Origin of the sequence: Aestuariivirga sp., from assembly GCF_037139295.1 — a bacterium.
Classification (GTDB): domain Bacteria; phylum Pseudomonadota; class Alphaproteobacteria; order Rhizobiales; family Aestuariivirgaceae; genus Aestuariivirga.
This window is the reverse complement of sequence record NZ_JBAXGR010000057.1, coordinates 1-24,601: the sequence shown is the minus strand read 5'-3', so window position 1 is coordinate 24,601 and position 24,601 is coordinate 1. Positions and strand designations below refer to the sequence as shown.

The 24,601-nt window shown below is 63.6% G+C and carries 22 protein-coding genes; 10 read left to right on the top strand and 12 right to left on the bottom strand.

Annotation, left to right across the window (positions count from 1 at the left end; all coding sequences use genetic code 11):
* The coding region (locus WCJ41_RS14175; RefSeq protein ID WP_336906481.1) for a type II toxin-antitoxin system RatA family toxin at positions 1 to 414 on the top strand (414 nt) is incomplete at its 5' end.
* Here WCJ41_RS14175 and WCJ41_RS14170 read toward each other — a convergent pair.
* The 3 genes from WCJ41_RS14170 to WCJ41_RS14160 all read right to left on the bottom strand — a co-directional run bounded on the left by WCJ41_RS14170 (position 393) and on the right by WCJ41_RS14160 (position 2,463).
* Positions 393 to 887 (bottom strand): CinA family protein, encoded by a 495-nt coding sequence (locus WCJ41_RS14170; protein WP_336906480.1) that lies wholly within the window; start codon positions 885 to 887, stop codon positions 393 to 395. The genes WCJ41_RS14175 and WCJ41_RS14170 overlap by 22 nt on opposite strands.
* A gap of 120 nt (positions 888 to 1,007) precedes the next feature.
* The gene (locus tag WCJ41_RS14165) at positions 1,008 to 1,268 is read right to left on the bottom strand and encodes a hypothetical protein (RefSeq protein WP_336906479.1); all 261 of its coding nucleotides are present in this window, start codon (positions 1,266 to 1,268) and stop codon (positions 1,008 to 1,010) included.
* A gap of 25 nt (positions 1,269 to 1,293) precedes the next feature.
* A complete protein-coding gene (locus WCJ41_RS14160; RefSeq protein ID WP_336906478.1) occupies positions 1,294 to 2,463 on the bottom strand; it encodes a bifunctional 2-C-methyl-D-erythritol 4-phosphate cytidylyltransferase/2-C-methyl-D-erythritol 2,4-cyclodiphosphate synthase in 1,170 nt (389 codons plus the stop codon).
* 109 nt (positions 2,464 to 2,572) lie between these two features.
* Between WCJ41_RS14160 and dusB the strand changes: the two genes are divergently transcribed.
* From dusB to hflX, 7 genes are all read left to right on the top strand, one after another.
* Positions 2,573 to 3,583 carry a tRNA dihydrouridine synthase DusB gene (gene dusB, locus WCJ41_RS14155; protein WP_336906477.1) on the top strand — a complete coding sequence of 337 codons (1,011 nt, stop codon included), beginning with the start codon at positions 2,573 to 2,575 and terminating at the stop codon, positions 3,581 to 3,583.
* Positions 3,580 to 4,728, top strand: a complete 1,149-nt coding sequence (locus WCJ41_RS14150) for an ATP-binding protein (RefSeq protein ID WP_336906476.1) — start codon at positions 3,580 to 3,582, stop codon at positions 4,726 to 4,728. The genes dusB and WCJ41_RS14150 overlap by 4 nt, the downstream gene beginning before the upstream one ends.
* The gene (gene ntrC, locus WCJ41_RS14145; protein WP_336906475.1) at positions 4,725 to 6,167 is read left to right on the top strand and encodes a nitrogen regulation protein NR(I); all 1,443 of its coding nucleotides are present in this window, start codon (positions 4,725 to 4,727) and stop codon (positions 6,165 to 6,167) included. The genes WCJ41_RS14150 and ntrC overlap by 4 nt, the downstream gene beginning before the upstream one ends.
* Positions 6,168 to 6,362: 195 nt before the next feature.
* Positions 6,363 to 8,591: a PAS domain-containing sensor histidine kinase gene (locus tag WCJ41_RS14140; protein WP_336906474.1), complete on the top strand. Its 2,229-nt coding sequence runs from the start codon at positions 6,363 to 6,365 to the stop codon at positions 8,589 to 8,591.
* A 16-nt stretch (positions 8,592 to 8,607) separates the two neighbouring features.
* The gene (locus WCJ41_RS14135) at positions 8,608 to 9,999 is read left to right on the top strand and encodes a sigma-54 dependent transcriptional regulator (RefSeq protein WP_336906473.1); all 1,392 of its coding nucleotides are present in this window, start codon (positions 8,608 to 8,610) and stop codon (positions 9,997 to 9,999) included.
* A 74-nt stretch (positions 10,000 to 10,073) separates the two neighbouring features.
* Positions 10,074 to 10,319, top strand: coding sequence for an RNA chaperone Hfq (gene hfq / locus WCJ41_RS14130; protein WP_290542423.1), 246 nt, complete (start codon positions 10,074 to 10,076; stop codon positions 10,317 to 10,319).
* Between the two features lie 71 nt (positions 10,320 to 10,390).
* A complete protein-coding gene (gene hflX / locus WCJ41_RS14125) occupies positions 10,391 to 11,701 on the top strand; it encodes a GTPase HflX (RefSeq protein WP_336906484.1) in 1,311 nt (436 codons plus the stop codon).
* A 236-nt stretch (positions 11,702 to 11,937) separates the two neighbouring features.
* Here the strand turns inward: hflX and mazG are convergent, their stop codons facing one another.
* Positions 11,938 to 12,711, bottom strand: coding sequence for a nucleoside triphosphate pyrophosphohydrolase (mazG, locus tag WCJ41_RS14120; protein ID WP_336906483.1), 774 nt, complete (start codon positions 12,709 to 12,711; stop codon positions 11,938 to 11,940).
* A gap of 28 nt (positions 12,712 to 12,739) precedes the next feature.
* On the opposite strand from mazG, the gene WCJ41_RS14115 reads away from it, so the two are divergent.
* On the top strand, positions 12,740 to 13,534 hold the full coding sequence (locus WCJ41_RS14115) for a methyltransferase domain-containing protein (RefSeq protein ID WP_336906472.1): 795 nt from the start codon (positions 12,740 to 12,742) through the stop codon (positions 13,532 to 13,534).
* Positions 13,535 to 13,722: 188 nt separating this feature from the next.
* On the opposite strand, the gene WCJ41_RS14110 is transcribed toward WCJ41_RS14115, so the two are convergent.
* Genes WCJ41_RS14110 through WCJ41_RS14080 form a run of 7 tightly spaced genes read right to left on the bottom strand, consistent with a single transcriptional unit; the run spans position 13,723 to position 22,196 of the window.
* Positions 13,723 to 16,191 (bottom strand): hypothetical protein, encoded by a 2,469-nt coding sequence (locus tag WCJ41_RS14110; protein WP_336906471.1) that lies wholly within the window; start codon positions 16,189 to 16,191, stop codon positions 13,723 to 13,725.
* Between the two features lie 24 nt (positions 16,192 to 16,215).
* Entirely contained in the window at positions 16,216 to 17,010 is a 795-nt protein-coding gene (locus WCJ41_RS14105) for an MBL fold metallo-hydrolase (RefSeq protein WP_336906470.1), read from the bottom strand.
* Complete coding sequence (locus WCJ41_RS14100; protein WP_336906469.1) at positions 17,007 to 17,783, bottom strand: TatD family hydrolase; 777 nt, start codon at positions 17,781 to 17,783, stop codon at positions 17,007 to 17,009. The genes WCJ41_RS14105 and WCJ41_RS14100 overlap by 4 nt, the downstream gene beginning before the upstream one ends.
* Positions 17,783 to 19,342: a methionine--tRNA ligase gene (gene metG / locus WCJ41_RS14095; protein ID WP_336906482.1), complete on the bottom strand. Its 1,560-nt coding sequence runs from the start codon at positions 19,340 to 19,342 to the stop codon at positions 17,783 to 17,785. The genes WCJ41_RS14100 and metG overlap by 1 nt, the downstream gene beginning before the upstream one ends.
* 5 nt (positions 19,343 to 19,347) lie before the next feature.
* Entirely contained in the window at positions 19,348 to 20,379 is a 1,032-nt protein-coding gene (locus tag WCJ41_RS14090; protein ID WP_336906468.1) for a DNA polymerase III subunit delta', read from the bottom strand.
* Positions 20,379 to 21,005, bottom strand: coding sequence for a dTMP kinase (tmk, locus tag WCJ41_RS14085; protein ID WP_336906467.1), 627 nt, complete (start codon positions 21,003 to 21,005; stop codon positions 20,379 to 20,381). Before tmk ends, WCJ41_RS14090 begins: the two co-directional genes overlap by 1 nt.
* A complete protein-coding gene (locus tag WCJ41_RS14080) occupies positions 21,006 to 22,196 on the bottom strand; it encodes a D-alanyl-D-alanine carboxypeptidase family protein (RefSeq protein ID WP_336906466.1) in 1,191 nt (396 codons plus the stop codon).
* A gap of 174 nt (positions 22,197 to 22,370) precedes the next feature.
* Between WCJ41_RS14080 and WCJ41_RS14075 the strand changes: the two genes are divergently transcribed.
* Positions 22,371 to 23,672, top strand: coding sequence for an MFS transporter (locus WCJ41_RS14075; RefSeq protein ID WP_336906465.1), 1,302 nt, complete (start codon positions 22,371 to 22,373; stop codon positions 23,670 to 23,672).
* A gap of 40 nt (positions 23,673 to 23,712) precedes the next feature.
* On the opposite strand, the gene WCJ41_RS14070 is transcribed toward WCJ41_RS14075, so the two are convergent.
* On the bottom strand, positions 23,713 to 24,601 hold an 889-nt coding region (locus WCJ41_RS14070; RefSeq protein WP_336906464.1), incomplete at its 5' end, for an SPOR domain-containing protein.

Here is a 24,601-nt window from a genome sequence, read left to right as displayed (position 1 = left end):
GCGATTGCGCGGGACGTGGCCCGCTACACGGAATTCCTGCCGCTGGTGAAGCGCTCCATCGTGCGTGGCGCAAAGACGGACGCGAAGGGCCAAGAGCATTTCGAGGGCGAGCTGACGGTTGCCTATGACAAGCTCCCCATCGAGGAGGTGATGGTGAGCCGCGTCACCGTCGACCCGGAAGCCCTCACCGTCACCGCGCGATCCGATCAGGGGCCGGTCAAGCACCTCGTTTCCGAATGGAAGATCGTGCCGACGGGCGACAACCGCTGCGACATCAACTTCACCGTCGATTACACGCTGAAAAGCAAGATGCTGCAGATGGTGTTGTCCGGCATGTTCGACATGGCAGTGCGCAAGGTCATGTCCGCCTTCGAGGAGCGCGCCCGCGTGCTCTATGGGCCCGCGATCTCGTAGGCCAACTCCACCGCCACGCGCACCGTCTCGATCCGCACCTTCTCCCGGCCAATATCGCCCAGTCGCAGCACTCGATGCAGTGTCGGAAGCCCACGCCGTGCCGCCGCGCAATGCACCAGTCCCACCGGCTTTTCCGGCGAACCGCCGCCGGGCCCGGCAACACCCGTCACCGCCACGGCAACGTCGGCCGCACTGTTGGCAAGCGCCCCCTCAGCCATGGCCCGCGCCACCTGTTCGCTCACCGCGCCATGCTCGGCAATGAGCTCGGACGGCACCCCGATCATCCGTGCCTTCGCCGCATTGGAGTAGGTGACGAAACCGCAGTCCAGCACATCCGATGATCCGCTCACGGAGGTTATCAGCCCCGCAATGAGCCCGCCAGTGCAGCTCTCGGCTGTGGCCAGCATCAGAGTCTTGCTCCGCAGGTGGTTGATGAGCGCGGCCGCGCGCGAGGTGAGGTCAGCAGGGAACATCTTCAGGACACCTTCTCATGGCCGCTCAAAGGATGGCCGGGTCACGCCCGGCCATGATGACGCTTTGAATGCATCATGCGCGGGCCTGACCCGCGCATCCTTTGCCGCACGGCACACCCCTCACTGCTCCTGCGTCACCACCGCTGCCTGGTCCGGGATCACCTTCACCCGGTAACTCGCATTGGCGCATGTCAGCACATAGACTGGCAGGTCGGGTTTCGAGGCCGCCTCGTCGCGCGTGGCGCTCACCGGATCGGTGCAGGCATAGCCCTGGCCGCGCACCTGTGCGGCAACGTCCACCGCCGCCTGTGTCATGTCGTCGGCAGCGGCACTGAGGCTGGACGCCCACAGGGCCACAACTGCAGCAATGATCGTCTTCATGGGCATTCCTTTCGCGTCATCTCTTTCATGGCAGCCGCACCGTCACCGTGGAATAGGCCATGATGCCCTCCTTGCGGCCGATGGCGCCGAGCTTCTCCATCGTCGTCGCCTTGATGGCGATGCGCGACGGGTCCACATGCAGCAGCGGCGCGAGGAAGGCCCGCATCGCCGGCACATGGGCTGCGATCTTCGGCGCCTCGGCCAAAATGGTAATGTCAGCGTTGGCGATGATGCCGCGCTTCGCCTCCAGCAGTGATACGGCCTTCTCCAGGAAAATGCGAGATGCAGCTCCCTTCCACTGCAGATCGCTCGGCGGGAAGTGCGTGCCGATGTCGCCCTCGCCGATGGTGCCGAGGATCGCGTCCGTCAGCGCATGCATGGCGACATCGGCATCGGAATGTCCCTTGAGCCTCTGGGTGTGGGGAATGGCGATGCCGCACAGGATGACCGCGTCACCGTCATCGAAGGGGTGGACGTCGATGCCCTGGCCCACGCGCACATCCGGCCGGTCCTGCAGCTCGCGGCCCGTCATGTCGCGGTCGGCCATCACGATATCGTCGGCAGTCGTCAGCTTTCGGTTCTCCAACTCACCCATGAGCATGGATATGGCAATCCCCGCGTGCTCCGCAACCGATGCATCATCGGTCAGGCCTTGCGTCTGCTCGGCCTCCGCCTTGCGGTAGGCGGCAAGGATGCCGTCATAGGTGAAGCCCTGCGGCGTCTGCGCGGTCCAGATCGAGGCGCGGTCCACCGTGCGGCTCACCATGCCGCCGGGTGCGAATTTCAGTGTCTCCGCCACCGGCATGCCGGGAATGGCGGCGGGGAAGCGGTCGAGCCAGCCGATGACGTTGTCGATCAGGGCGTCGGAAACGAAGGGCCGTGCGGCGTCATGGATCAGCACCTTGGAGGGCTTGTGCCGCGCCACCGCCTCGATGCCGATGCGGCAGGAGTCCTGGCGGGTCGATCCGCCGATGACGGGAAGTGGCAGGCCAAGGCCATCGACGGCCTCGGCGAACATCTGCTCATGGCCCTCGCCGATGACCGGCTGCACGACGTGGACGCCAGGGTGCGCAAGAAAGGCCCGGCAGGTCCACCAGATCACCGGCCTGCCGCCAATGAGCTGGTACTGTTTCGGCCGTTCGCCCCCTGCGCGCAAGCCGGAGCCTCCGGCCACGATCACTGCCGCAACTGTCATGGTTCTGCTGTAGCAAGCGCAATCCAGCCTCGCAACAAAGGCCCTTGACGCAATGCAACATCGGGTTATCCTGCCTTTAAATTAAACAACGACAGTTCGTGATTAAATAATGGGCATTCAGATCGGCCCCATTGAAACCCGCAACCGGGTTTTCCTCGCCCCCATGTCGGGTGTGACGGACGAGCCGTTCCGTGCGGTCGCACATCAGCACGGAGCCGGTCTCGTGGTCAGCGAGATGGTTGCCAGCGAGGAACTGGTGAATGCGCGGCCTGACATGTTGCGCCGGGCGCTTGGCGCGGAATCGCTCTCACCCTTCGTGATCCAGCTTGCCGGCCGCGAACCGCACTGGATGGCAGAGGGGGCGCGTGTCGCGCAGGACATGGGTGCGGAGATCATCGACATCAACATGGGCTGCCCGGCGCGCGAGGTGACCGGCGGCCTCTCCGGTTCCGCCCTCATGCGCAACCTCGATCATGCCGAGAAACTGATCGAGGCCACGGTGCAAGCGGCCTCCGTGCCTGTCACGCTCAAGATGCGGCTGGGTTGGGACCACAACTCCCTCAACGCACCGGAACTCGCCCGCCGCGCGGAGCAGCAGGGCATCGCACTGGTCACCGTGCATGGCCGCACCCGCTGCCAGTTCTATGGCGGCAAGGCGGACTGGCAGGCGATCGCGAAAGTCCGCGAGGCCATTTCCATTCCGCTCATCGCCAATGGCGACGGCGCCTCCGTCGAGGACGCACGCGAGATGCTGGCAAAATCCGGTGCCGACGGCGTGATGATCGGCCGCGGCGCCTATGGCCGCCCCTGGTGGCCGGGCGTCATCGCCGAGGGCCTCGATCCCGGCTCGGGGGCAACTGAACCCTCGCTCGCCGAGGAGGCCCGCATCGTGGCCGAGCATCACGAGCGCATCCTCGTCGCCCATGGCGCGCACCACGGCAACCGCGTGGCGCGCAAGCACATCGGCTGGGCGATCACCCGTCTGGCCGAACGCAACCTCATTACGCCCGAGAAGGCATCCGAGTGGCGCGCAGCACTGCTCAGGACCAATGACAACGCCGTGGTGCGCGACGGGCTGCGTCAGCTCTTCGACACCGTGCAAGAAAGGGCCGCGGCATGAACGCCCCCCTGAAGGACCGTCCCCCCGCACCCGAGAGCCCGCTTGCCAAAGCGGTGGTGGACGCACTCCCCAACCCGCTCATCGTGCTCGACGAGGAAGAGCGCATCTGCCTCGCCAATGTCGCGGCGGAGGATTACTTCCAGGCCTCCAGCAACGTGCTCACGCGCCAACAGCTGGGCGATCTCGTGCCGTTCTCGAGCCCGGTCTTCGGCTCCATCGCGCAGGCGCGTGCCAGTGCCGGCGTGGTGAATGAATATTCGGTCGCCGTCGGCACGCCGCGGCTGGGCGGCGAGCGCCTCGTCGACGTCCAGGCCACGCTGATGCATGACGAGCCGCGCTTCGTCATCGTCATGCTGCTCGAACGCTCCATGGCCCACAAGATCGACCGGCAACTCACCTCGCGCGGTGCGGCGCGCTCGGTCTCCGGCATGGCCACCATGCTGGCGCATGAAATCAAGAACCCGCTCGCCGGCATCCGCGGTGCGGCTCAGCTGCTCGAGCCCACGCTCAACTCCGATGACCGCGCGCTCGCCCGCCTCATCTGCGAGGAGACCGACCGCATCCGCGACCTCGTCGACCAGATGGAAGTGTTCTCCGATGAACGCCCACTGGACAAGAGCCCGGTCAACATTCACGCCGTGCTGGAGCGCGTGAAGCGCCTCACCACCGCAAGCATGGGGCAGGGCGTCAGCGTGCGCGAGGACTACGATCCGTCGCTGCCGCCGGTGCTCGGCAACAAGGACCAGTTGGTGCAGGTCTTCCTCAACCTCGCCAAGAACGCGGCAGAGGCAATCCAGAACAACGGCGAGGCAGGCGAGATCCTGCTCACCACCGCCTTCCGCCCCGGCATCCGCCTCATGGTACCCGGCACCACAGAGCGCATCACGCTGCCCTTCGAGGTCTGCGTGCATGACACGGGGCCGGGCGTTCCGGAGGAACTGCGCCCCAACATCTTCGATCCCTTCGTGACAACGAAGCCCGGTGGCAAGGGACTGGGCCTCGCCCTTGTCGCCAAGATCGTCCGCGACCATGGCGGCATCATCGAATGCGTGGGCCGCGAGCGCGGCACCACCTTCCGCGTGCTGCTGCCCATGATGCGCGGCACTGCCGCACCCCGTGATTTTGATGGAGACGACACGCCATGAGCGGCAAGACTGTCCTGATCGCCGACGATGACAGCGCCATCCGCACGGTGCTGAGCCAGGCGCTCAGCCGCGCAGGCTATGCCGTGCGCTCCACCGCCACGGCGGGTGCCCTGTGGCGCTGGGTGTCGGAGGGCCAGGGCGATGCCGTGGTCACCGACGTGGTGCTGCCCGACGAGAATGCCTTCGATGTCATCCCCCGCATCAAGAAGCTCAGGCCCACGCTGCCCGTCATCGTGATGAGCGCCAAGAACACCATCATGACGGCCATCACAGCGGCCGAGCGCGGCGCATATGACTATCTCCCCAAGCCCTTCGACCTCAATGCGCTCGTGCAGACCGTGGGCCGCGCGCTGGAGCAATCGCAGAAGCCGGCACCGTCCAATGGCGTCAGCCAGTCGGAGTCGCTCCCCATCGTCGGCCGCTCGCCGGCCATGCAGGAAATCTATCGCATCATCGCAAGGCTCACCCAGACCGACCTCACGGTGATGATCGTCGGCGAATCCGGCACCGGCAAGGAACTCGTCGCCCGCGCGCTGCATGATTATGGCCGTCGCCGGAAGGGCCCCTTCGTGGCCGTCAACATGGCGGCAATCCCACGCGAGCTGATCGAGTCCGAACTCTTCGGCCATGAGAAGGGCGCCTTCACTGGCGCCACCTCGCGCATGGCCGGCCGTTTCGAGCAGGCCGAAGGCGGCACGCTGTTCCTGGACGAGATTGGCGACATGCCACTCGAAGCCCAGACACGGCTTCTGCGCGTACTGCAGCAGGGTGAATACACCACGGTGGGCGGCAACGCGCCGATCAAGACCAATATCCGTATTATCACGGCCACCCATCGTGACCTGCGTCAGCTCATCAACCAGGGAAGCTTCCGCGAAGACCTGTTCTATCGCCTCAACGTCGTGCCGCTGCGGCTGCCGCCCTTGCGTGAACGCACGGAAGACATTCCAGACCTTGTCCGCCATTTCCTGGCCCAGGCCGTCAAGGAAGGCCTGCCGCGGAAGGAGCTCTCGCGTGAGGCGATCGAGCGCATGCAGGCCCACCGCTGGCCGGGCAACGTGCGAGAGCTCGAGAACCTGCTGCGCCGCCTCGTCGCCATCGAAATCGAGGACACCATCTCGTCTCCGGCCATCGAGCGTGAACTCGCCGCAGTACCCATCCAGCAGGCGGCCGAGTCCATGGATTTCTCCGGCTCCAGCCTGCCGGAATTCATGGAGAACTATCTCTCGCGCTATTTCGCCAAGTTCGGCACAGGCCTGCCGCCTGCCGGCCTCTATGAGCGCATCCTGGCTGAGGTGGAGCCAGCCCTGCTGCGCGCCGTGCTCGCGGCCACCGCAGGTAACCAGCTCCGCGCGGCAGACCTCCTCGGCATCAACCGCAACACCCTGCGCGTGAAACTGCGCGACCGTCAGGTGAAGGTGGTCCGGGGCCTGGGATGAGTCCGAACTTCATCATCATGCGCGGGCTTGACCCGCGCATCCTTTTTGGGCGCGGAAAGGCCCCCCGGGTGAAGCCCGGGGGTGATGACCCAGCGAAGGAAGCACGCGAGTCAAACAACTTTTCCTAACGTTACTGTCGCAAATAGGACACATTTACTGTTGATTTCCTGCAACAGGTTCTGCTGAACAGGTTGCATGATCGAACGCGCGCAAAACAGGCTGCTCGACCGCGTCCGGCGCTTTACGGGCGTCGTCGGGTTCGTGCTCGTCCTTGCGGGTGTGGCCTGCGGCCTGGCGACTTTCGCCATCCTCACCGGCATGACGCCGATCACGCCCAACAGCGACAACACCTTCATGCTGATGCTGGTCAACGGCGCTGTGCTGCTGGTGCTGGCACTGCTGATCCTCGGGCAGATCATCTTCCTGTTGATCGAGCGGCGCAACGGTACGCCGGGCGCTTCGCTGCAGTTGCGCCTCGTGACGCTGTTCAGCCTCATTGCCGTCGTGCCGGCCATCGTCGTCGCGGTGTTTGCCACCGTCACGCTCAATCGCGGCCTCGATGCCTGGTTCTCGCAACGTACCCGCGCCATCGTGGACTCCGCCGTCTACGTCGCCGAGACCTATGTCCATGACCACGGCGAAGCGGTGCGCAACGACGTGGCGCAGATCTCGGCAGACCTGTCGCAGCACAGAGAGCTCTACGACAAGGACCCCACCAACTTCATCCGCCGCGTCGCCAACCATGCCCTGCTGCACGGGCTCCCGGCGATCTTCGTCTTCGATCCCTCGAAACAGAAAGACGGCAAGCAGGAATTCGTGGCGCGGGTCGTGGCGCGCGAGAATTTTGCCTTCTTCCCGCCGAGCAAGGCCTATCTTGCCCAAGCCGACAAGGGCGAACTGGTCGTCATCCAGCCGGGCGAGGGCGGCAATGTCGTCCGTGGCCTGATCAAACTGCCCAATTTCGACAACACCTACCTGATGGTCTACCGCATCATCAACCCGTCCATCCAGAAGCAGCTGCGCGACGCGCAGGAAGCAAAGAGCGAATACGACCGGCTGATGTCGCAACGCCTCGGCGTGCAGCTCACCTTCGGCATGATGTTCGCGCTCGTCGGCTTCATCCTTCTGCTGGCTGCCATCTGGGTGGGTCTCTGGTTCTCCGACAAGGTGGTCGCTCCGGTGGTGCGCCTGCTCGATGCCGCACGCCGCGTGTCCGGCGGCGAGCTCGATGCCAAGGTCACCGTCGTCGAGGGCCCGGAAGATCTCCAGACTCTCTCCAACACCTTCAACCTGATGACCGATCACCTGAAGCAGCAGCGCGACGATCTCGTCGACGCCAGCGATGCGATCGACCAGCGCCGCCGCTTCACCGAGGCCATGCTGGCGGGTGTCAGTGCCGGGGTCATCGGCATCGATCCGTCAGGACGCATCTCGCTCGTCAACCGTTCCGGCCTCAACTTGCTGGGCCGCGGCGAAAGCGAACTCATCGGCGAGCCTGCCGAGGTGGCGCTCGAACCCTTCCTGCCGATCTTCGAGCAGGCTCTGACCAGGCCCTCGGGCTTCGCCGAAGGTCAGGTCGACATTGAGCGCAAGGGCGAAAGCCGCAGCCTGTTCGCCCGCGTCACGACCGAAAGCTCGGAAGACGCCGCGCATGGCCATGTGCTCACCTTCGATGACATCACCGACCTCGTCTCGGCGCAACGCAACTCCGCCTGGGCGGATATCGCGCGCCGCATCGCGCATGAGATCAAGAATCCGCTCACACCCATCCAGCTCTCCGCCGAGCGGTTGAAGCGCAAGTATGGCGGCCAGATCCACACCGACAAGCACGTCTTCGACCAGTGCACCGACACCATCATCCGGCAGGTTGGCGACATCGGCCGCATGGTTGATGAGTTTTCCTCCTTCGCCCGCATGCCCAAGGCGATCCCCGAGCCGCAGGAGCTTGCCTCCATCGTGCGCGAGGCCACCGTCCTGCAGCGCGTGTCGTCGTCCGATATCGACATCGAGCTCGACGTCAGCAACGGCGAATTCGTCTTCCCCTTCGATCGCCGCCTCATCACCCAGGCCATCACCAACCTCGTCAAGAATGCCCGCGAGTCGATCGAGTCCCGCCTGCAGAACCAACCGGAGCCGCGCGGCCACATCGAGGTCGTCGCCGGCATTGCGGACGAGCACCCTTACATCCGCGTGACCGACAATGGCATCGGCCTGCCGCGCGAGAACCGCCATCGCCTGGCAGAACCCTACATGACGACGCGCGAGAAGGGCACCGGCCTCGGTCTCGCCATCGTCAAGCGCATCATGGAAGAACACGGCGGCCGCCTCATCCTCGAGGATGCGCCTGCCACTGACGGAATCCAGGGTGCCCGCGTCACGCTCCTTTTTGACAAGATTGCCGCGCAGACGAGCGCGGCCGAATGAAAGTACGGATAGGCTGATGGCAGCAGACATTCTCATCATCGATGACGAAGCCGACATCCGGGAGCTCATTGCGGGCATCCTGGAAGACGAAGGCTACGAGACCCGGCTGGCGCATAATTCCGATGCGGCACTGGCCGAAGTGGCGCAGCGCCGTCCTTCGCTCATCATCCTCGACATCTGGCTGATGGGTTCGAAGCTCGACGGCCTCGATCTCCTGAACATCATCAAGGAGAAGCACCCGGAGGTGCCGGTCATCATCATCTCCGGCCACGGCAACATCGAGACTGCGGTGGCCGCCATCAAGCGTGGGGCCTATGAATACATCGAGAAGCCCTTCAAGGCGGACCGCCTGCTGCTGGTCGTTGGCCGCGCGCTCGAGACGTCGCGGCTGAAGCGCGAGAACGAAGAACTGAAGGGTCGCTCAGGCGCTGAAACCGAGTTGCTCGGCAATTCCGCAGCCATGCGCCAGCTGCGGCAACTCTTGAAGAAGATCGCGCCCTCCAACAGCCGCGTGCTGATCACCGGTCCCATGGGTGCCGGCAAGGAGCTTGCCGCGCGCACGCTGCACGTCATGTCGCTGCGGGCTGCCGGTCCCTTCGTCACGCTGAGTGCCGCCGCCATGGCGCCCGAGCGCATGGAGGAAGAACTCTTCGGCGTCGAGGACGGCACTGGCGCCACGCGCCGTGTTGGCGCGCTGGAAGAGGCGCACGGCGGCACCCTCTACATCGACGAACTCGCTGACATGCCGATCGAGACGCAGGGCAAGGTGCTGCGCGTTCTGGTGGACCAGACTTTCCTGCGCGTCGGTGGCGCCAAGAAGGTGAAGGTCGACATCCGCGTCGTGTCCTCGACCAGCCGTGACCTGCCGTCGCTCATCTCGATCGGCCGCTTCCGCGAGGACCTCTATCATCGCCTCGGTGTGGTGCCCATCGATGTTCCGGGCCTTGGCGAGCGGCGGGAAGACATTCCGGACCTCATCCACCACTTCACCAAGAGCTACTCCGCCGCCTCCGGCCAACCGATGCGCAAATTCGCCGATGATGCCATCGCCGTGCTGCAGACGCGCGAATGGGCGGGCAACGTGCGCGAGCTGCGCAACAACGTCGAGCGCATCCTCATCCTGGCGAGCGGCGAGGGCACCTCGGAAATCACCGCCGCCATGCTGCCGTCGGATACAGGCGGAGCAGGGGCGGCGGCTGCCACTTTCGGCATCGAGCATCTCCTGGTCTATCCACTGCGCGATGCGCGCGAGGTGTTCGAGCGTGACTACATCACCGCCCAGCTCGGCCGGTTCGGCGGTAACATCTCGCGCACCGCCCAGTTCATCGGCATGGAACGCTCAGCGCTCCACCGCAAGATCAAGCTCCTGGGCCTCACCGGCCGCAGCGAGGAAGACACGGAACTGTGAAATTTTCCAAGTTGCCGTTTCGTGATAGGCTCACCGTCGCCACCAAGGCCCAATAGAGAACAGGACAAAAAAAGATGGCCCAAGAAAAACAGCAAAACCTGCAGGACACCTTCCTCAACCATGTCCGCAAGCAGAAGATTCCGGTCACGGTGTTCCTCGTCAACGGCGTAAAACTGCAGGGCGTTATCACCTGGTTCGACAACTTCTGCGTTCTTCTCCGCCGGGACGGCATGTCCCAGCTGGTCTACAAGCACGCCATTTCGACCATCATGCCGGGCGGCCCGATCAGCCTGTTTGACGAAGAGCAGGCCGCCGGTTGACCACACGAAGCAAGAGCGGGAGCGGCGCTGGCGTCGACTTCCAGATTGAAGGCAAGGCCGCAACCCGCGCCATCGTCCTCCACGTCGACCGCCGTGACCGCGGCGCACCGCCCACCTCCGACCGCGCCGTCGAGGCGCGGCTGGAGGAGGCCGTGGGGCTGGCGCTCGCCATAGACCTCGAGGTAGAGGCGGCAATCGTCGCTCCTGTCGCGGCGCCCAAGCCCGCCACACTGCTCGGTTCCGGCAAGGTCGCCGAGATCGCCGCGGTGGTGAAGGAAACGGAGGCCGAGCTCGTGGTCGTCAACGCCCAGCTCTCGCCCATCCAGCAGCGCAACCTAGAAAAGGAATGGGGTGCCAAGGTGCTGGACCGCACCGGCCTGATCCTCGAGATCTTCGGCAGGCGCGCCTCCACGCGTGAAGGCACGCTGCAGGTCGAACTGGCCCATCTGCAGTACCAGAAGAGCCGGCTGGTCCGCTCCTGGACTCACTTGGAACGTCAGCGGGGCGGCTTCGGCTTCCTCGGCGGCCCGGGTGAAAGCCAGCTCGAGGCTGACCGTCGCCTGATTCAGGAGCGCATCGCCCGCATCGAGGGCCAGCTCGAAAGCGTCAAGAAAACCCGCGCGCTGCATCGCAAGGGCAGGGCCCGCGTGCCGTACCCTGTGGTGGCGCTGGTGGGCTATACCAACGCCGGAAAGTCGACGCTCTTCAACCGTCTCAGCGGCGCTGAGGTCCTCGCCAAGGACCTGTTGTTCGCCACGCTCGATCCCACCATGCGGGTCATCCAGCTGCCGCATGGCCGCAAGATCATCCTGTCCGACACGGTCGGCTTCATTTCCGATCTTCCCACCTCGCTCATCGCCGCCTTCCGCGCCACGCTGGAAGAGGTCCTCTCGGCGGATGTCATCCTGCACGTCCGCGACATCGCACATGAGGACTCCGAGGCCCAGGCCGAGGACGTCAACCGCGTGCTGGAGGAACTGGGCATCGACGAGCTCCGCCGGGGCTCCATCATCGAGGTCTGGAACAAGCTCGACCTGCTGCCGCCAGAGGAGCGCGCCGGTCGCGAGGCTCAGGCGCTCCGCAGGCCCGGCTGCGTGCTGGTCTCTTCCGTCACGGGCGAGGGCGTGCGCCCGCTGCTTGAACTCATCGAGGGCCGCCTTGGTGCCGACGACACGATCTACGAGGTGATGCTCGACGCCGAGGACGGCCAGGGGCAGGCGTGGCTCCACGACCGCGGCGAAGTGTTGAGTCGACGCAACTACCCGGACGGCCGGGTGCTGATGAAGGTTCGGCTCACCACTGACAAGGCCGGTCAGGCCCAGGCCCGCTTCGGCACCGCCATGAAGCTGCTCGGCCAGAAGAAGAAGGTCGCGGCGGAGTAGCGTTCCATAATGCCGTCATCCCGGCGAAAGCCGGGGACCCAGCTTCAGGCAGCATCCCAAACGCCAATACGCAACAATCTTGCGCAACCGGATTACGGTGCATTCCGATCGCTCCATAGGTGCATCCGACAACAACCGTCTTGCAACAAACACCATCGCCTTTCGCAACGGCCAGCAACGCGAAATAACAACCGACGCACACCACAACACATGAGGCGAACAGGGGACAATGGGCCTCACTTCCCCAACCGTTTCGCCTCATCCCAAAGCCCGTCCATCTCCTCGAGGCTGGACTGCTTCGGCTCCTTGCCCATCTCCTGGAGCCTTGCCTCGATATGCGCGAAACGGCGCTCGAACTTGGCGTTCGTACCCCGAAGCGCCGCCTCAGGATCTATCCCCAAGTGCCTGGCAACATTGGCCATTGCGAAGAGTAGGTCGCCGAATTCCTCGGGCTTCTTGTCTTCCGGCGCGTCACGGAACTCCGCCACCTCCTCGGCGATCTTGTCATAGACATTGTCCACTGACGGCCAGTCGAAGCCCACCTTCGCGGCCTTGGCCTGCAGCTTTACCGCGCGGGTGAGGCCGGGCAGGGCGACGGGAATCCCCGCCAGCGTGCCTTGGCTGGGCTTGTCCTTGCGCTCCTCCGCCTTGCGCTCCTCCCAGAAGCCCTTGGCCAGCGTCGCCGAGCGCGCCTCGTCGTCGCCAAACACATGCGGGTGCCGGCGGATCATCTTCTTGTTCACCGCCTCGATCACATCGTCGAACGTAAAACTACCTTCCTCATCAGCCATTTGCGCGTGGTAGACCGACTGCAGCAACAGGTCGCCCAGCTCCTCGCACAACTCCGCGCGCGAGCCATTCTGGATGGCATCCGCCACCTCATAGGCTTCCTCGATCGTGTAGGGCGCAATCGTCTCGAAGTCCTGCTCAAGGTCCCACGGACAGCCCGTTACCGGCGTCCGGAGCGCCTTCATGATGGCGCGCAGCGTCTCGATCTTGCGGGGATCCATGTCGGCGGGATTTTCAGGGGTATGGGTCATGACCAGCCTACTAGCCGATCCCGCGAAATTCGGCTACCCGGAGAACATGCAGGATAAGCTGTTCCACGATCCCGGCATCGTGCATTTCTACGATGCCGAGAATGGTTGGGGCGAAGATACCCGCCACTGCCTCGCCATGGCTGAACGGGCGGATAGCGTCCTCGATCTTGGTTGCGGCACCGGGCTTCTCGCGGCTGCCTTGGGTCCCGGCCGGAACGTCTGGGGCGTCGATCCGGCAGGGGCCATGCTGGACATTGCCCGCAAACGCCAGGGCGGCGACACAGTCACGTGGGTTCAGGCAGACGGGCGCAGCGTTCGGCTCGGTCGGCGTTTCGATCTCGTGGTTTTGACTGGTCACGCTTTCCAGTGTTTTCTCACTGACGCCGACCAACTTGCACTTTGCGAAACGATGGCCGCTCACCTGGCGCCGGGTGGTTCTTTCATCTTCGACTCCCGTAATCCGGCGCGCGAGGAGTGGAGGGAGTGGGTACCGGACCTCACGATGAGGGTGTTCGACCATCCGGAACTTGGTGGCATCACGACATGGAACGACGTCAGCATGGATGCCGAGACGCAGATCGTCACCGACGAAACCATCTACCGCGGTAACGCAGGCAGCATCCAAACAGCATCGTCCCGCATCCGTTTTGCAAGCCGAGACGAGATTGCCGCGCGCATTGCCGAGGCGGGCCTCAAGATCAATCGATGGCTCGGCGACTGGCACGGAGCGCCGTTCACGCCAGACGCGCCTGAGATCATCCCGGTGGGAAGCCTGTCCGAAGCAAACGTCTGACCGCGACCGTCGAACAGGCCCGGGAGATTGGTAAGCGGGCTGAAGCAGGGCTGCGTAATCGACCCTCACACACCCAAGGACAGCCTACAACTTTCATTCGCATAATATATATTATGGAACAATTTGGTGTATACCGCAAGTCTACGAAATCAGCCCCCAGCAATGGCTTGAACTGATTTCCACAACCCTCACTTCAATGGTGCCTGCTTCGGCCAGGTCATCGGCTCGCAGGTCGTGACCTTCTCGCTGAAGTCCTTCGTCCACATCGTCCTGCGGCAGTCGAACCAGTATGGCGTCTGCTGCTGCCACGGCGTGCCGGCGAACTTCGTCTTCAGCAGCTGCTGCGCCGGCTTCGAGTAAGTCCCGTGCCCACCATGCCAGTTGCAGCCATAGCGCGTCGTCCGTACGGCCAGCGCCAAAGCTTCCGGCGCGCCGTCCTTGCCCTTGGAGGCCTTGCCCCAGTCGATGGCAGCCTTGGTCAACCGCTCAGGCCCCTGGGCCATGCGCGACAGCGCTTGAAGTTCCTTCCAGTCCACGGACTTGACCATGGGATGCGCCTTCAGAACCGTATCGCGGTTGGCTGCCAGCGGCGCGCGCAGCGCCGGGTCATAGACGTCGCCCAGGCGCTTCATCTGATAGTCGAAATAGACCGGGAAGCCATTCACGTCGTCTGCCTGCTGGCGCAGTGCTCCAAGCTGCCGGTCCGGCTCATACGGGCACCACCAATTCTTGTCGTTGGGGTTCCAGCCATCGATCTCGGTGAAGCTGTCAGGTTTGATGCTCTCGTTCTGCCAGCCGCCCGGCATCGACACGAGAATGTTGTGCGGCGGGCTCCTCAATATGGTTAACAGCCGCTGGTTTCGCGGGCTGATGTCCGGATAATCCGCCTTCACCTTGTCGAAAATCGCTTTGATTTCAGGGTTCAAGGTGTGAAGCGCATCCAGGTGCTCGCCATCGACCTTGCGCACCAGGCCATAGTCCCGCGTCCATGCAGCACGTGCAAACAGCGCCCGGTCGCGCGGCGTGAAGCTCTGGTCGCTGGACAGCTCCCACAGCGCTTTGGTCGGCAGGAAATTGAAGGTGATGTCAGAGCCCGGATCGCCGTTCCTCAGCACCGCGTCCTTCCAGTGCGCTTCGTCCTCGGCGGCGAGCGCCAGCAACGACGAATACTTGTTCCGATCGAGCATCCGGTCATCTGCCGACAGGCTGGATTTCAACTCCGGCGTGATCAGACCATCGCGCAGCTTGCGGAGTTCCCGCGTGTTCCCTTGCGAGACCAGATATTGCGCCAGATTGTAAAGCGCAGTGCCCGAGTAAGCCTGCGCAGGCTTGAAGGGAACGGCCGCAAGCCCCTGCTCCGCTTCATCATATTTTCCGGCAAGTGCCGAAAGCCTGACGGCGTGGTTCAGCAGGAATCCGGCGGCGGCCGTTTCGGGGGCTGCGCCGCAGCTGTTGGCGGCGGCATCCATGGCCTGTTTCGCCTGCCCCCACACTTCGCTCCGCGAGGCATCATCGGGCTTGGTAGCAAACGCTTTCAGCATGGCCAGCGCCGATCCGCTAAGCTTGCCGCCCGTGGGCTGCACGCCAAGTGCCTTGCCCACATAGTCCGACATGCGCGCCTGCCACTTGGTCCCAACGAGGCTCCACGGTGCCACCTGGTATTTCAGGTTGGCCGACTGGCCCGCCATCATCCAGAGCGCCATCGGATGCTGGCGCGCAGCGTCGACAATCGACTTCGAGATGGTGGCATTCTCGGGCAATGTCCCGTCAAGCCACCAGTCACCATCCTTCTGGCGAATTCCTACGAAATCAATATCATACAGCGCAATGCTATACTGCCGCTTCAGGTCATCATCCGCGAGGATCTGCGCCGCCGGGGTCTCCAGCACAGCGATGTCGCCATCGATGAGGCCGGTCCAGCCCGGGGCGGTATCTTCCTGGTTCGCGATGTAGCCCAGCAGTTGCCGGGTGATCTGGTGAACGGAGGACAGCGCAGGATCGGCAAGGATCGCTTCTGCAGCAACGCGCGCCTCAACCGGTTGCTTGGCATTGGCCAGCAGGTTGGCGACGTTGTAGGCGGCGGCGGCGCGGTGAATGGAATTCGAGGCCGCGATCGCCTTGAACAGCGGGATTGCCTTCTGCTTGTCGCGGTAGAAGGCGATCGCGGCCTCCTGATAGGCGCGGTCAGCCTTCTGGCGGTTGGCTACGGCCGGCTCATCGGCAAGCGGTTCGGGGAGCGAGACTTCGCCCTCGTCGTTTGAGCAGGCGCGGATGACCTGCTGCTGGGCCAGAAGCCATTGTTTTACATAAGGATCAGCTGCGCCCAGCTGGTCGATCCGCTTGTTGAGCACCGACAGCGGATAGCCGATGCGGCAGCTCCAGCCGACGTTCTGCAGGTCCTGCTCGGATGGCAGGATTTGAGTGGTGATCTTGCGCCACGCGTCCTGCTGCGCCCAGGTATCGGCATCGGCCGAACCCGGTTCCAGCATCGGGTCTCCAAGCCCCTGCAGCACGCGCCAGGTGCGGGCGCTGAAAGGCTCCTGCGCGTAGCGGTCGACGGCGGCGGCAAGCTGGGCCGGGTCGCAGGATGTCTGGGCAAGCGCCGGGCCAGCAAGCAGCGCCAAAGCCGTGAGGCTCGCGGCAATTAATTTCAACATTGTCTTCGAAGCTCCGTGGCGTGGTCAGAAGACCAGGTCGAGGCCATCATAGGCCGGTTCGATACCTGCCGGAAGTTCCTTCACAAGTGTGGCAAAATCCATGTCGATGTGCAGGTTGGTGATGATGGCACGCTTCGGCTTGATGCGAGCGATCCATCCAAGGGTCTGCGGCAGGCTCCAGTGGCTGGGGTGCGGCGTGCGCCGAAGCGCGTCAACAATCCACAGGTCAAGGTTCTCGAGGTGCTTCAGGCTGGCGTCCGGAACGCCGTCAATATCGGGCGTATAGGCCATGTCGCCGATGCGGAAGCCGAGAGCGTCGATGGTGCCGTGGTGAACCTGGAAGGGCACCGCCGTGATCGCGCCCCCTGCTCCATCGATGATGACGGGATTACCGCCCACGAGCGCATTGAGATTGAGGATAGGCGGGTAGTCGCTGCCTGGTGCGGCGTAGAAGCAATAGGCAAAACGGGTGGTCAGCATGCGCCCTGTCGCATCATCAGCCCAAACCTCGACGCGCTTGCGTTTCATCAGGAAGAAAGCGCGCAGATCGTCAATGCCATGCGTGTGGTCGGCATGCTCATGGGTGAAGAGCACGGCATCAATGTCGCGGATCTCAGAGCTCAGCATTTGCTCACGAAGATCAGGCGAAGTATCTATAAGTACGCGTGTTTCGCCTGCCGGGCCAGTTTGTGTGACGAGCGCCGAGCAGCGGCGGCGACGGTTCTTCGGGTTGGTGGGATCACACTTGCCCCACTCATTCCCCACGCGCGGAACACCGCCGGAGGAGCCGCTTCCGAGGATGGTGATCTTGCGCGTCATGAGGCCTTGGAGAACAGCCGGAAAAAGTTCTCGGTGGTGATGCAGGCCATTTCCTCAACCGGCAGGTTTCGGGTTTTCGCCAGCGTTTCCAGGGTCTTCACGACAAAGGCCGGCTCATTGGATTTGCCCCGGTATGGAATGGGCGCGAGGTAGGGAGAGTCGGTTTCGACGATGATCCGTTCGATGGGCAATGCCGCCGCCGTCTCCCGAAGGTCTTCGGCGGTCTTGTAGGTCAGGATGCCAGAGAAGGAGACATAGCCTCCCATGTCGACCGCCGCATCGGCAAGGCGCCGGTGCGACGTGAAGCAGTGGAGCAGCGGGGTGAATTTGCCCTTTGCCATCTCCTCGCGCAGGATCGAGATCGTGTCGTCTTCGGCCTCGCGGCTGTGGATGACCAGCGGCAGGCCTGTGCGGCGGGCGGCATCGATGTGGACGCGGAAGCCCTGGGCCTGCGCGTCGCGCGGGCTCAGGTCATAATGATAGTCGAGCCCGACCTCGCCAATACCAACGCATTTTTCGGCCTCGGCAAGCCGCACGAGATCGTCGGAGGTAACGTCCAATTCCTCGTGCGCATTGTGAGGGTGTGTTCCTACCGTACAGAAAACATTGAAATTTTTATTCGCAATGCGAAGCAGATTATCGAACTTCCGAACACGCGAGGAGATCGAAACCATACGGTCCACCCCCGCCTCCTCGGCGCGCTTCAGGACGGCGGCCAGGTTCTCTTCCATGCCCTCGAAATCGAGGTGGCAATGACTGTCGACGACACGCATCAGGCTTTCTCTGCCTCTTCCTCGACATAGCGGGGGAAGATCGGCGCCGGTGCGGGAAGCGGCATTCCCGACACCAGTCGCTTGTCGAGATCGGCGAAGTTGGTGTTTGTATCGATGCCCAACAGATGCAAAAGCGATGCCGCCGATGCCGGGATGTAGGGCTGTGCCGTGATGCCGATGATGCGCAAAACCTCAGCGGTCACATAGAGCACAGTCTCCATTCGGGCGGGGTCGGTCTTCTTAAGCGCCCAGGGTTCCTGCCCGGCAAAGTAGCGGTTCGCCTCCGCTACAACCCGCCATATGGCATCGAGCGCCTTGTTGATGGCATGGGTTTCATGCGCCGCCCTCGCCTCGGCATGGATGCCATCGGCGGCGGCGAGGATTTCCTTGTCCGCTGCGGTGAAATCGCCATGCTTCGGAACCACGCCGCCGCAGTTCTTGGCGATCATCGACAGCGAGCGCTGGGCGAGGTTGCCAAGGTCGTTGGCGAGGTCGGCGTTGATGCGGTTGACGATCGCCTCGTGGCTGTAGTTGCCGTCCTGACCGAACGGCACCTCGCGAAGGAAGAAATAGCGTGTCTGGTCGATACCATAGGTTCGCACGAGATCAGACGGTGCCACGACGTTGCCGACCGACTTGGACATCTTCTCCCCGCGGCTGAACAGGAAGCCGTGGACGACCACCTGGTCCGGTACGGGCAGACCGGCGGACAGCAGGAAGGCCGGCCAGTAGATTGCGTGGAACCGCGTGATGTCCTTGCCGATCACATGGGCCGAGGCCGGCCAGAACCCGGCGCGCGGCGCGTGGGTGTCGGGGAAGCCGGTTGCCGAGAGGTAGTTCGTCAGCGCGTCGACCCAGACATACATCACATGTTTCGGGTCATCCGGCACCTGCACGCCCCAGTCGAAGGTGGTGCGCGAGATGGAGAGGTCGTTCAGCCCGCGCTTCACGAAAGCGACGATCTCGTTACGGTAATGCTCCGGCACGATGAAATCCGGGCGCTTCTCGTAAAGCTCCAGCAGCTTCGGGGCATAGGCCGAAAGCTTGAAGAAATAGCTCTCTTCCTCAACCCACTCCACGGGCGTGCCGGTCTTGAGGGAGAAACGGCGGCCGTCGCGCTCCTCGATCTCGTCCTCGCCGTAATAGGCCTCATCTCGAACCGAATACCAGCCGGAATACTTCGAGAGGTAGATGTCGCCGTTGGCGGCCATGCGGCGCCAGATTTCCTGCACGGAAAGCTTGTGGCGGTCTTCCGTGGTGCGCAGGATGTCGTCGGCGCGCGCGTTCAGCTGCTCGCCCATCTCCTCGAACTGGGCCGCAGTGCGATCCGCCAGTTGTTGCGGCGTGATGCCCTCGCGGGCGGCCGTCTGCTGCATCTTCTGGCCATGCTCGTCCATGCCGGTGACGAACAGTACGTCATAGCCGTCGAGTCGCTTGAAGCGGGCAATGGCATCGGTCGCGATACGCTCATAGGCATGGCCAATGTGCGGCGCGCCGTTGGCGTAGGGAATGGCCGTGGTGATGTAGAATTTCGGTTTCGACATGTTCTTCGATCTTATTGAATTCAGGAGGCCTTCAGCGCCTCCTCGAGGCGCATCAGCGCATCGGTGACCGTCTGGCGGCGGTCGAGGTTTAGGGCATCCGCCTGCCTGAGGGAAGCGTTGATGTCATCATGCGCCCGGGCCAGTGGCTCACCGTGACCACGCATTCCGGCGGCGCGGGCCTGCTCAGCGATCCAGCCGACCAGGAGGTCGCAGAAGATGAAATAATCCTCGGCCGTCTCACGTCCGGAAAAGGCTGCTGCAATCTCCACCGCCGTGGCGGGCGACAGCTTCGACCGCTTGAGAAACTCCCCGAATGCCGCAGCGCCCCGGGAGCCGATAAGGTCCATGGCCTTGCCTGGGCTGCCGCGGGAGAGTTCGGAGACGTCGCGCAAACCTCCCTGCTCCACCTCGACAGCGCCAGGAGGCAGGTGACGAAGCACCTTCAGCGTCTCATCGGTCGAGAGCGGGTCCATCGGCAGGTGCAGGCAACGCGAGCGGATGGTGCGCAGCAGGCGCCCCGGCTGGTTGCAGACGATGAGGAAGATGGACTGCTTCGGCGGTTCCTCGATCACCTTGAGGAGGGCGTTGGCGGATTCGGAATTGAGGTCATCCGCCGCATCAACGATGGCGACCCGCCAGCCGCCCGCACCGGAAGTACGGGCAAAGAAATTCTGAGCCTCGCGAGCGTCGTCGACCGCAATCTCGGTTTTCAGCCGCTTGGCACGCTGATCAACGGCGCGCTCTATGACGAGGAGGTCCGGATGTGACGCAGCCGCCACCTGCCGAAAGGCATGGCCCTCTGGCGCAATGTGCAGTGTGGTGTGAGCCTTGGCGCCATGGGCAGTGGGCACCTGCAGGAGGAACTTGGCAAAGCGGTAGGCGAGCGTTGCCTTGCCGACCCCCCGGGGACCGGACAACAACCAGGCGTGATGCAGCTTTCCAGACTGATGGGCCTGCAACAGCCGGGTCTCCGCCGCCCGATGGCCGAACAATTCCGCGGCACGGCGCGGGTGCCAGGGAACGTCACGCGGATCCTTGAAGTCCTCCGCCATCAGAGCGCGCCTTCAACCACCGACCAGACATCGTCGGCAACCGCATCGATATCCTGCGCGGCATCCACCAGACGGCAGCGCTTCGGATCCTTGCGAAGGATATCGAGGAAGCCCTCACGCAGCTTCTGGTGGAAGGCAAGGCCCTTGCGTTCGTAACGGTCCTCGGCAACGGCATCGCCGCGCGACTTGGCGCGGGCAAGGCCGATGGCGGGGTCCAGATCGAACACAAGTGTGAGGTTCGGTCGCGTTGTACCAACGACGGCCCTTTCAAGCGCATCGATGAAGCCCAACTCGCAACCGCCGGCGTAACCCTGATAGGCGCGTGTCGAATCCATGAAGCGGTCGCACAACACGATGCGGCCCTCGGCAAGCGCGGGGCGGATAACCTGCTCGAGGTGCTGCTCGCGTGCGGCATAGTTCAGAAGGGCTTCCGACTTCGGGGTCCAGCGTGCCACGTCGCCCGAAACGAGGAGTGCGCGCACCGCCTCCGCTTCCGGCGTGCCGCCCGGCTCGCGGGTGATCAGCACGTCCCTGCCCGCTGCCTCCAACCGCGTCGCCAGTTTACGGATCTGCGTCGACTTGCCGGAGCCTTCGCCCCCCTCGAAGGTGATGAAGAGAGACGGCATCTAGCTGCCGAAGACCATGATGAAAACGGAATCAACGGCGCGCGACCACATTGAGGCATCAACGGGCACAGCACCGCCGGTCACTACCGGCACGTCTGCCACCGTAACCCCGTCAACGATGAAGCGAACCGACCCCACCTGGGTGCCACTCTCCACGGGGGCGAGCAGCGGCCCGGTGTAGGTGAGCTTCATTTCGGCCATTTCCTGCTCCTGGGGCGTGAGTGCAACGCGCACGTCGCCCGCCGCGAGCAGCGGAACGTGGCGTTGCGTGCCGCCCCAGACGCGCGCCTGACCAACGCGGTCACCCTTGGTATACACGTCAACCGCACGGAACTGCTTGAAGCCCCAGTCGAGCAGGCCCTGGGCGTCCTGCTTGCGGTCATTGATGCTGCGCAGCCCGGCAATCACCATGACGAGGCGTCGACCATCACGCTGGGCCGAACCAATGAGACCATAGCCCGCCTCCTTGGTGTAGCCGGTCTTCATGCCATCCGCGCCCGGATAGTCCTTGAGCAGCGGGTTGCGGTTCTGCTGTTTGATGTTGTTCCAGGTGAATTCCGGGATCGAGTAGTACTTATAGTATTCCGGGAAGGTGTTGATGATGTAGCGGGCCAGCACGGCAAGGTCGCGCACGCTCATCGTATGTTCCGGGTCGGGAAGGCCGGTGGCATTCTTGAAGGTGGCATTGGTGGCGCCCAGTTCATGGGCGCGCTTGGTCATCTGCTCGGCAAAGGCCTGTTCGCTTCCCGCCATGTTCTCGGCGATCACGATGCAGGCGTCATTGGCAGACTGCACGACAACGCCCTTGATGAGATCTTCGAGCGCCACTTCCGAATTGAGCTCGGCATACATCGTAGAACCGCCCGAGGAGGCACCACCCCGCTTCCAGGCATCCTGGCTCACCTTGAATGTCTGGTCGAGCGTGAGGGTCCCCGCCTTCAAGGCCTCGAAGACCATGATCATGGTCATCAGCTTACTCATCGAGGCGGGGGGAACCGGTGCATCGGCGTTCTTTTCGAACAGCACGCGGCCGGTGCGGGCATCCAGCAGGATCGCCTCTTCCGCCTTCGACACATAGGGTTCGTCCGCCTTGCCCTGAGCGAGCGCGCCCTCGAGGCCCGGCAGCACCAGCAACAGGATTGCGGCCAGGAGGATACTGACGATTCGAGGAAAGCGCGGGACAGGCGTCATGACGGTACGCTAGAGGCGTTCGAGACCGAAATCAACGCGGTGGCGCGGGGCAGCAAAGACCAGATAAAGTGCCATTAACTGGCCTCCCCCAAGGGCTCCTCCCCGGAAGTCTACCAATGGTACCGGCTCATTTGATCCATTATGCTCGTTTCGGGGAAAACTGGGGGCCAGCAATTGGAAAAGCAAGCGGAACAGCCGTCTTCGGCGCGGGTGGTGGTGGCAGGCGCGATCGGCAATGCGATCGAGTTCTACGACTTTACCGTCTATGCCTTTCTCGCCAGCTATTTCGCAGCCCATTTCTTCCCTTCAACCGATCCCATTGCGGGTCTGCTCGCGAGCTATGCCACCTTGGCCGTTGGCATGATCATGCGGCCGGTGGGTGGGCTGGTGCTGGGCCTCGTTGGCGACCAAATGAGCCGGCGTTTCGCGCTGCAGCTGTCCGTCGTGCTGATCGCTGTGCCAACGTTGATCATCGGCCTTCTCCCGACCTATGAGACGATTGGCGTTCTTGCTCCCATCCTGCTGATCGTGCTTCGCATGATCCAGGGCCTGTCGGTCGGTGGCGAATACTCCTCGTCGATCGTCTACATCGTCGAGCATGCACCACCGAAGCGGCGCGGACTGTGGGGAAGCTTCAGCCCCATGGGCGCATTCGGCGGCCTGTTCCTCGGCACCGCCGTATGCATTGTTGTCGGCAGCCTGCTGGGCACTGAGGAAATGGCCGCCTGGGGTTGGCGCATTCCGTTCATCGCCAGTGTCCTGCTCACCGCAGTTGGCTTCGGGGTGCGCATGGGCCTCGGCGCCGACAAGGCCATCCTCGCCCAGGCCAACTCCGAGAGCATCCTCATCAGGGCCTTCCGGGACCATTGGTGGGAGATGCTGGCCATTGCCCTTGCCAATACCTCGACTGGTGTCGTGACCTTCGTGGGCTTTGCCTTTGCCGTTCCCTGGATGGTGCAGGTGGCTGGCGTCACACGCCTGCATGCCCTCGGCATCAACCTCTATGGCCTCGTGGCTGTGGCGCTGCTCTCGCTAGCGGGTGGCGCCCTGGGCGATCATCTCGGAAGGCTCCGGGTTTCGATACTTGGCCTCATCGTGCTGCTGGCGGGAGCCTGGCCGGCCTTTCAGTACATGGGGAGCCCTGACACGACATCGCAGGTCATCGGCATCACCATCCTGGCTATCGGCCAGGGTTTCTTCGTAGGGCCGATGTGCGCCTGCATGGTGGCACTGGTCGCACCTCAGGTGCGTACCACGGTCGTCTCGCTAGGTTACAGCATTCCTGTCGGCGTCTTCGGCGGACTTGCGCCACTGGTCACCGAATTCATTTTCGCCCGTCGGGGCATCGAGATGGCACCCGCCTTGGTGATCATTGCGGGTGCCTTCGTCTCCCTGGCGGCAATCCTCATCATGGGGCGCTGGCCCTATGGAGACCCCGGACAGGCCAGAGAAGACCGCGAGGGTGTTCCCGCCTGACAAGAACGCCACGCACCAGAGCGCAAGTGGCTGCGGCAGCCTATTGCAGCGAGGCCTGGACGGCTTCCATCTTGATCAAGTGTGCGTCTGAAAAGCCCGCCGTCTGCGCATCCGCGAGAGCCGTCTGGGCATCGTCCGGATCAGTGATGGGCCCGATCCGAACCCGGTAGATGGGGCCGGCCGCGCCCGAGAGTTCGATGAACTGGACCGGCCATGCCGATGCGAACTGGTCACGCACCCGCGCAGCGTTGCCACCATCCGAGAATGATCCAAGCTGGATGAAATAACTGATATCGCCAGTGAGTGATGCAGCAGCGGGCGCCTCGGGCGTAGGCGGCGGCTGGTAGGCGACGGTCTCCGCCACAGCCCGAGATGCCTTCTTCGGCGGCGGCGCCTCCGCAACCGTCACGTTTGCAACCGACGACTTCCCCCGCCGCCGGTCGGCAGCGGCGATGAGGCTGCGATTGGGCGTTCCGCGTTCGAGTTCGGTGTTCATGGCCATGAGATGCTTGCCGCCATTGTCATTCAACGGCGCAGGACCAATGAATTGCACGCGCACCTTGGTGGTGCCCTTCAGGATCTGGTTGCCGTATGCGTCGGTGACGATGTAGTCGATGGTGTCCCCGGCGCGCAGCGACACCAGATCGGCGGCACCGCTCACCGTCAGCCGCCGCACCCACCCCTTGACCCGCATCGTCTCGCCCGGTTGGTAGACCTGCCGGTCGTCGAACACGTACCAACGCGCCTGGTCGCGCAGCGTCTGGCGGACAGCGTTCACCTGCATGATCGCGGTCTTGTCGCCGACGGTGGCGACGACCACGCCGTACCCGTCGTCGGGCACTGTCGTCGGCAACGACAGCGTCGCCTGACCCTGCGCATCGGTGGTGACGGCGGCACCGGCGGCGTAACGAACGGACACACCTTGGACC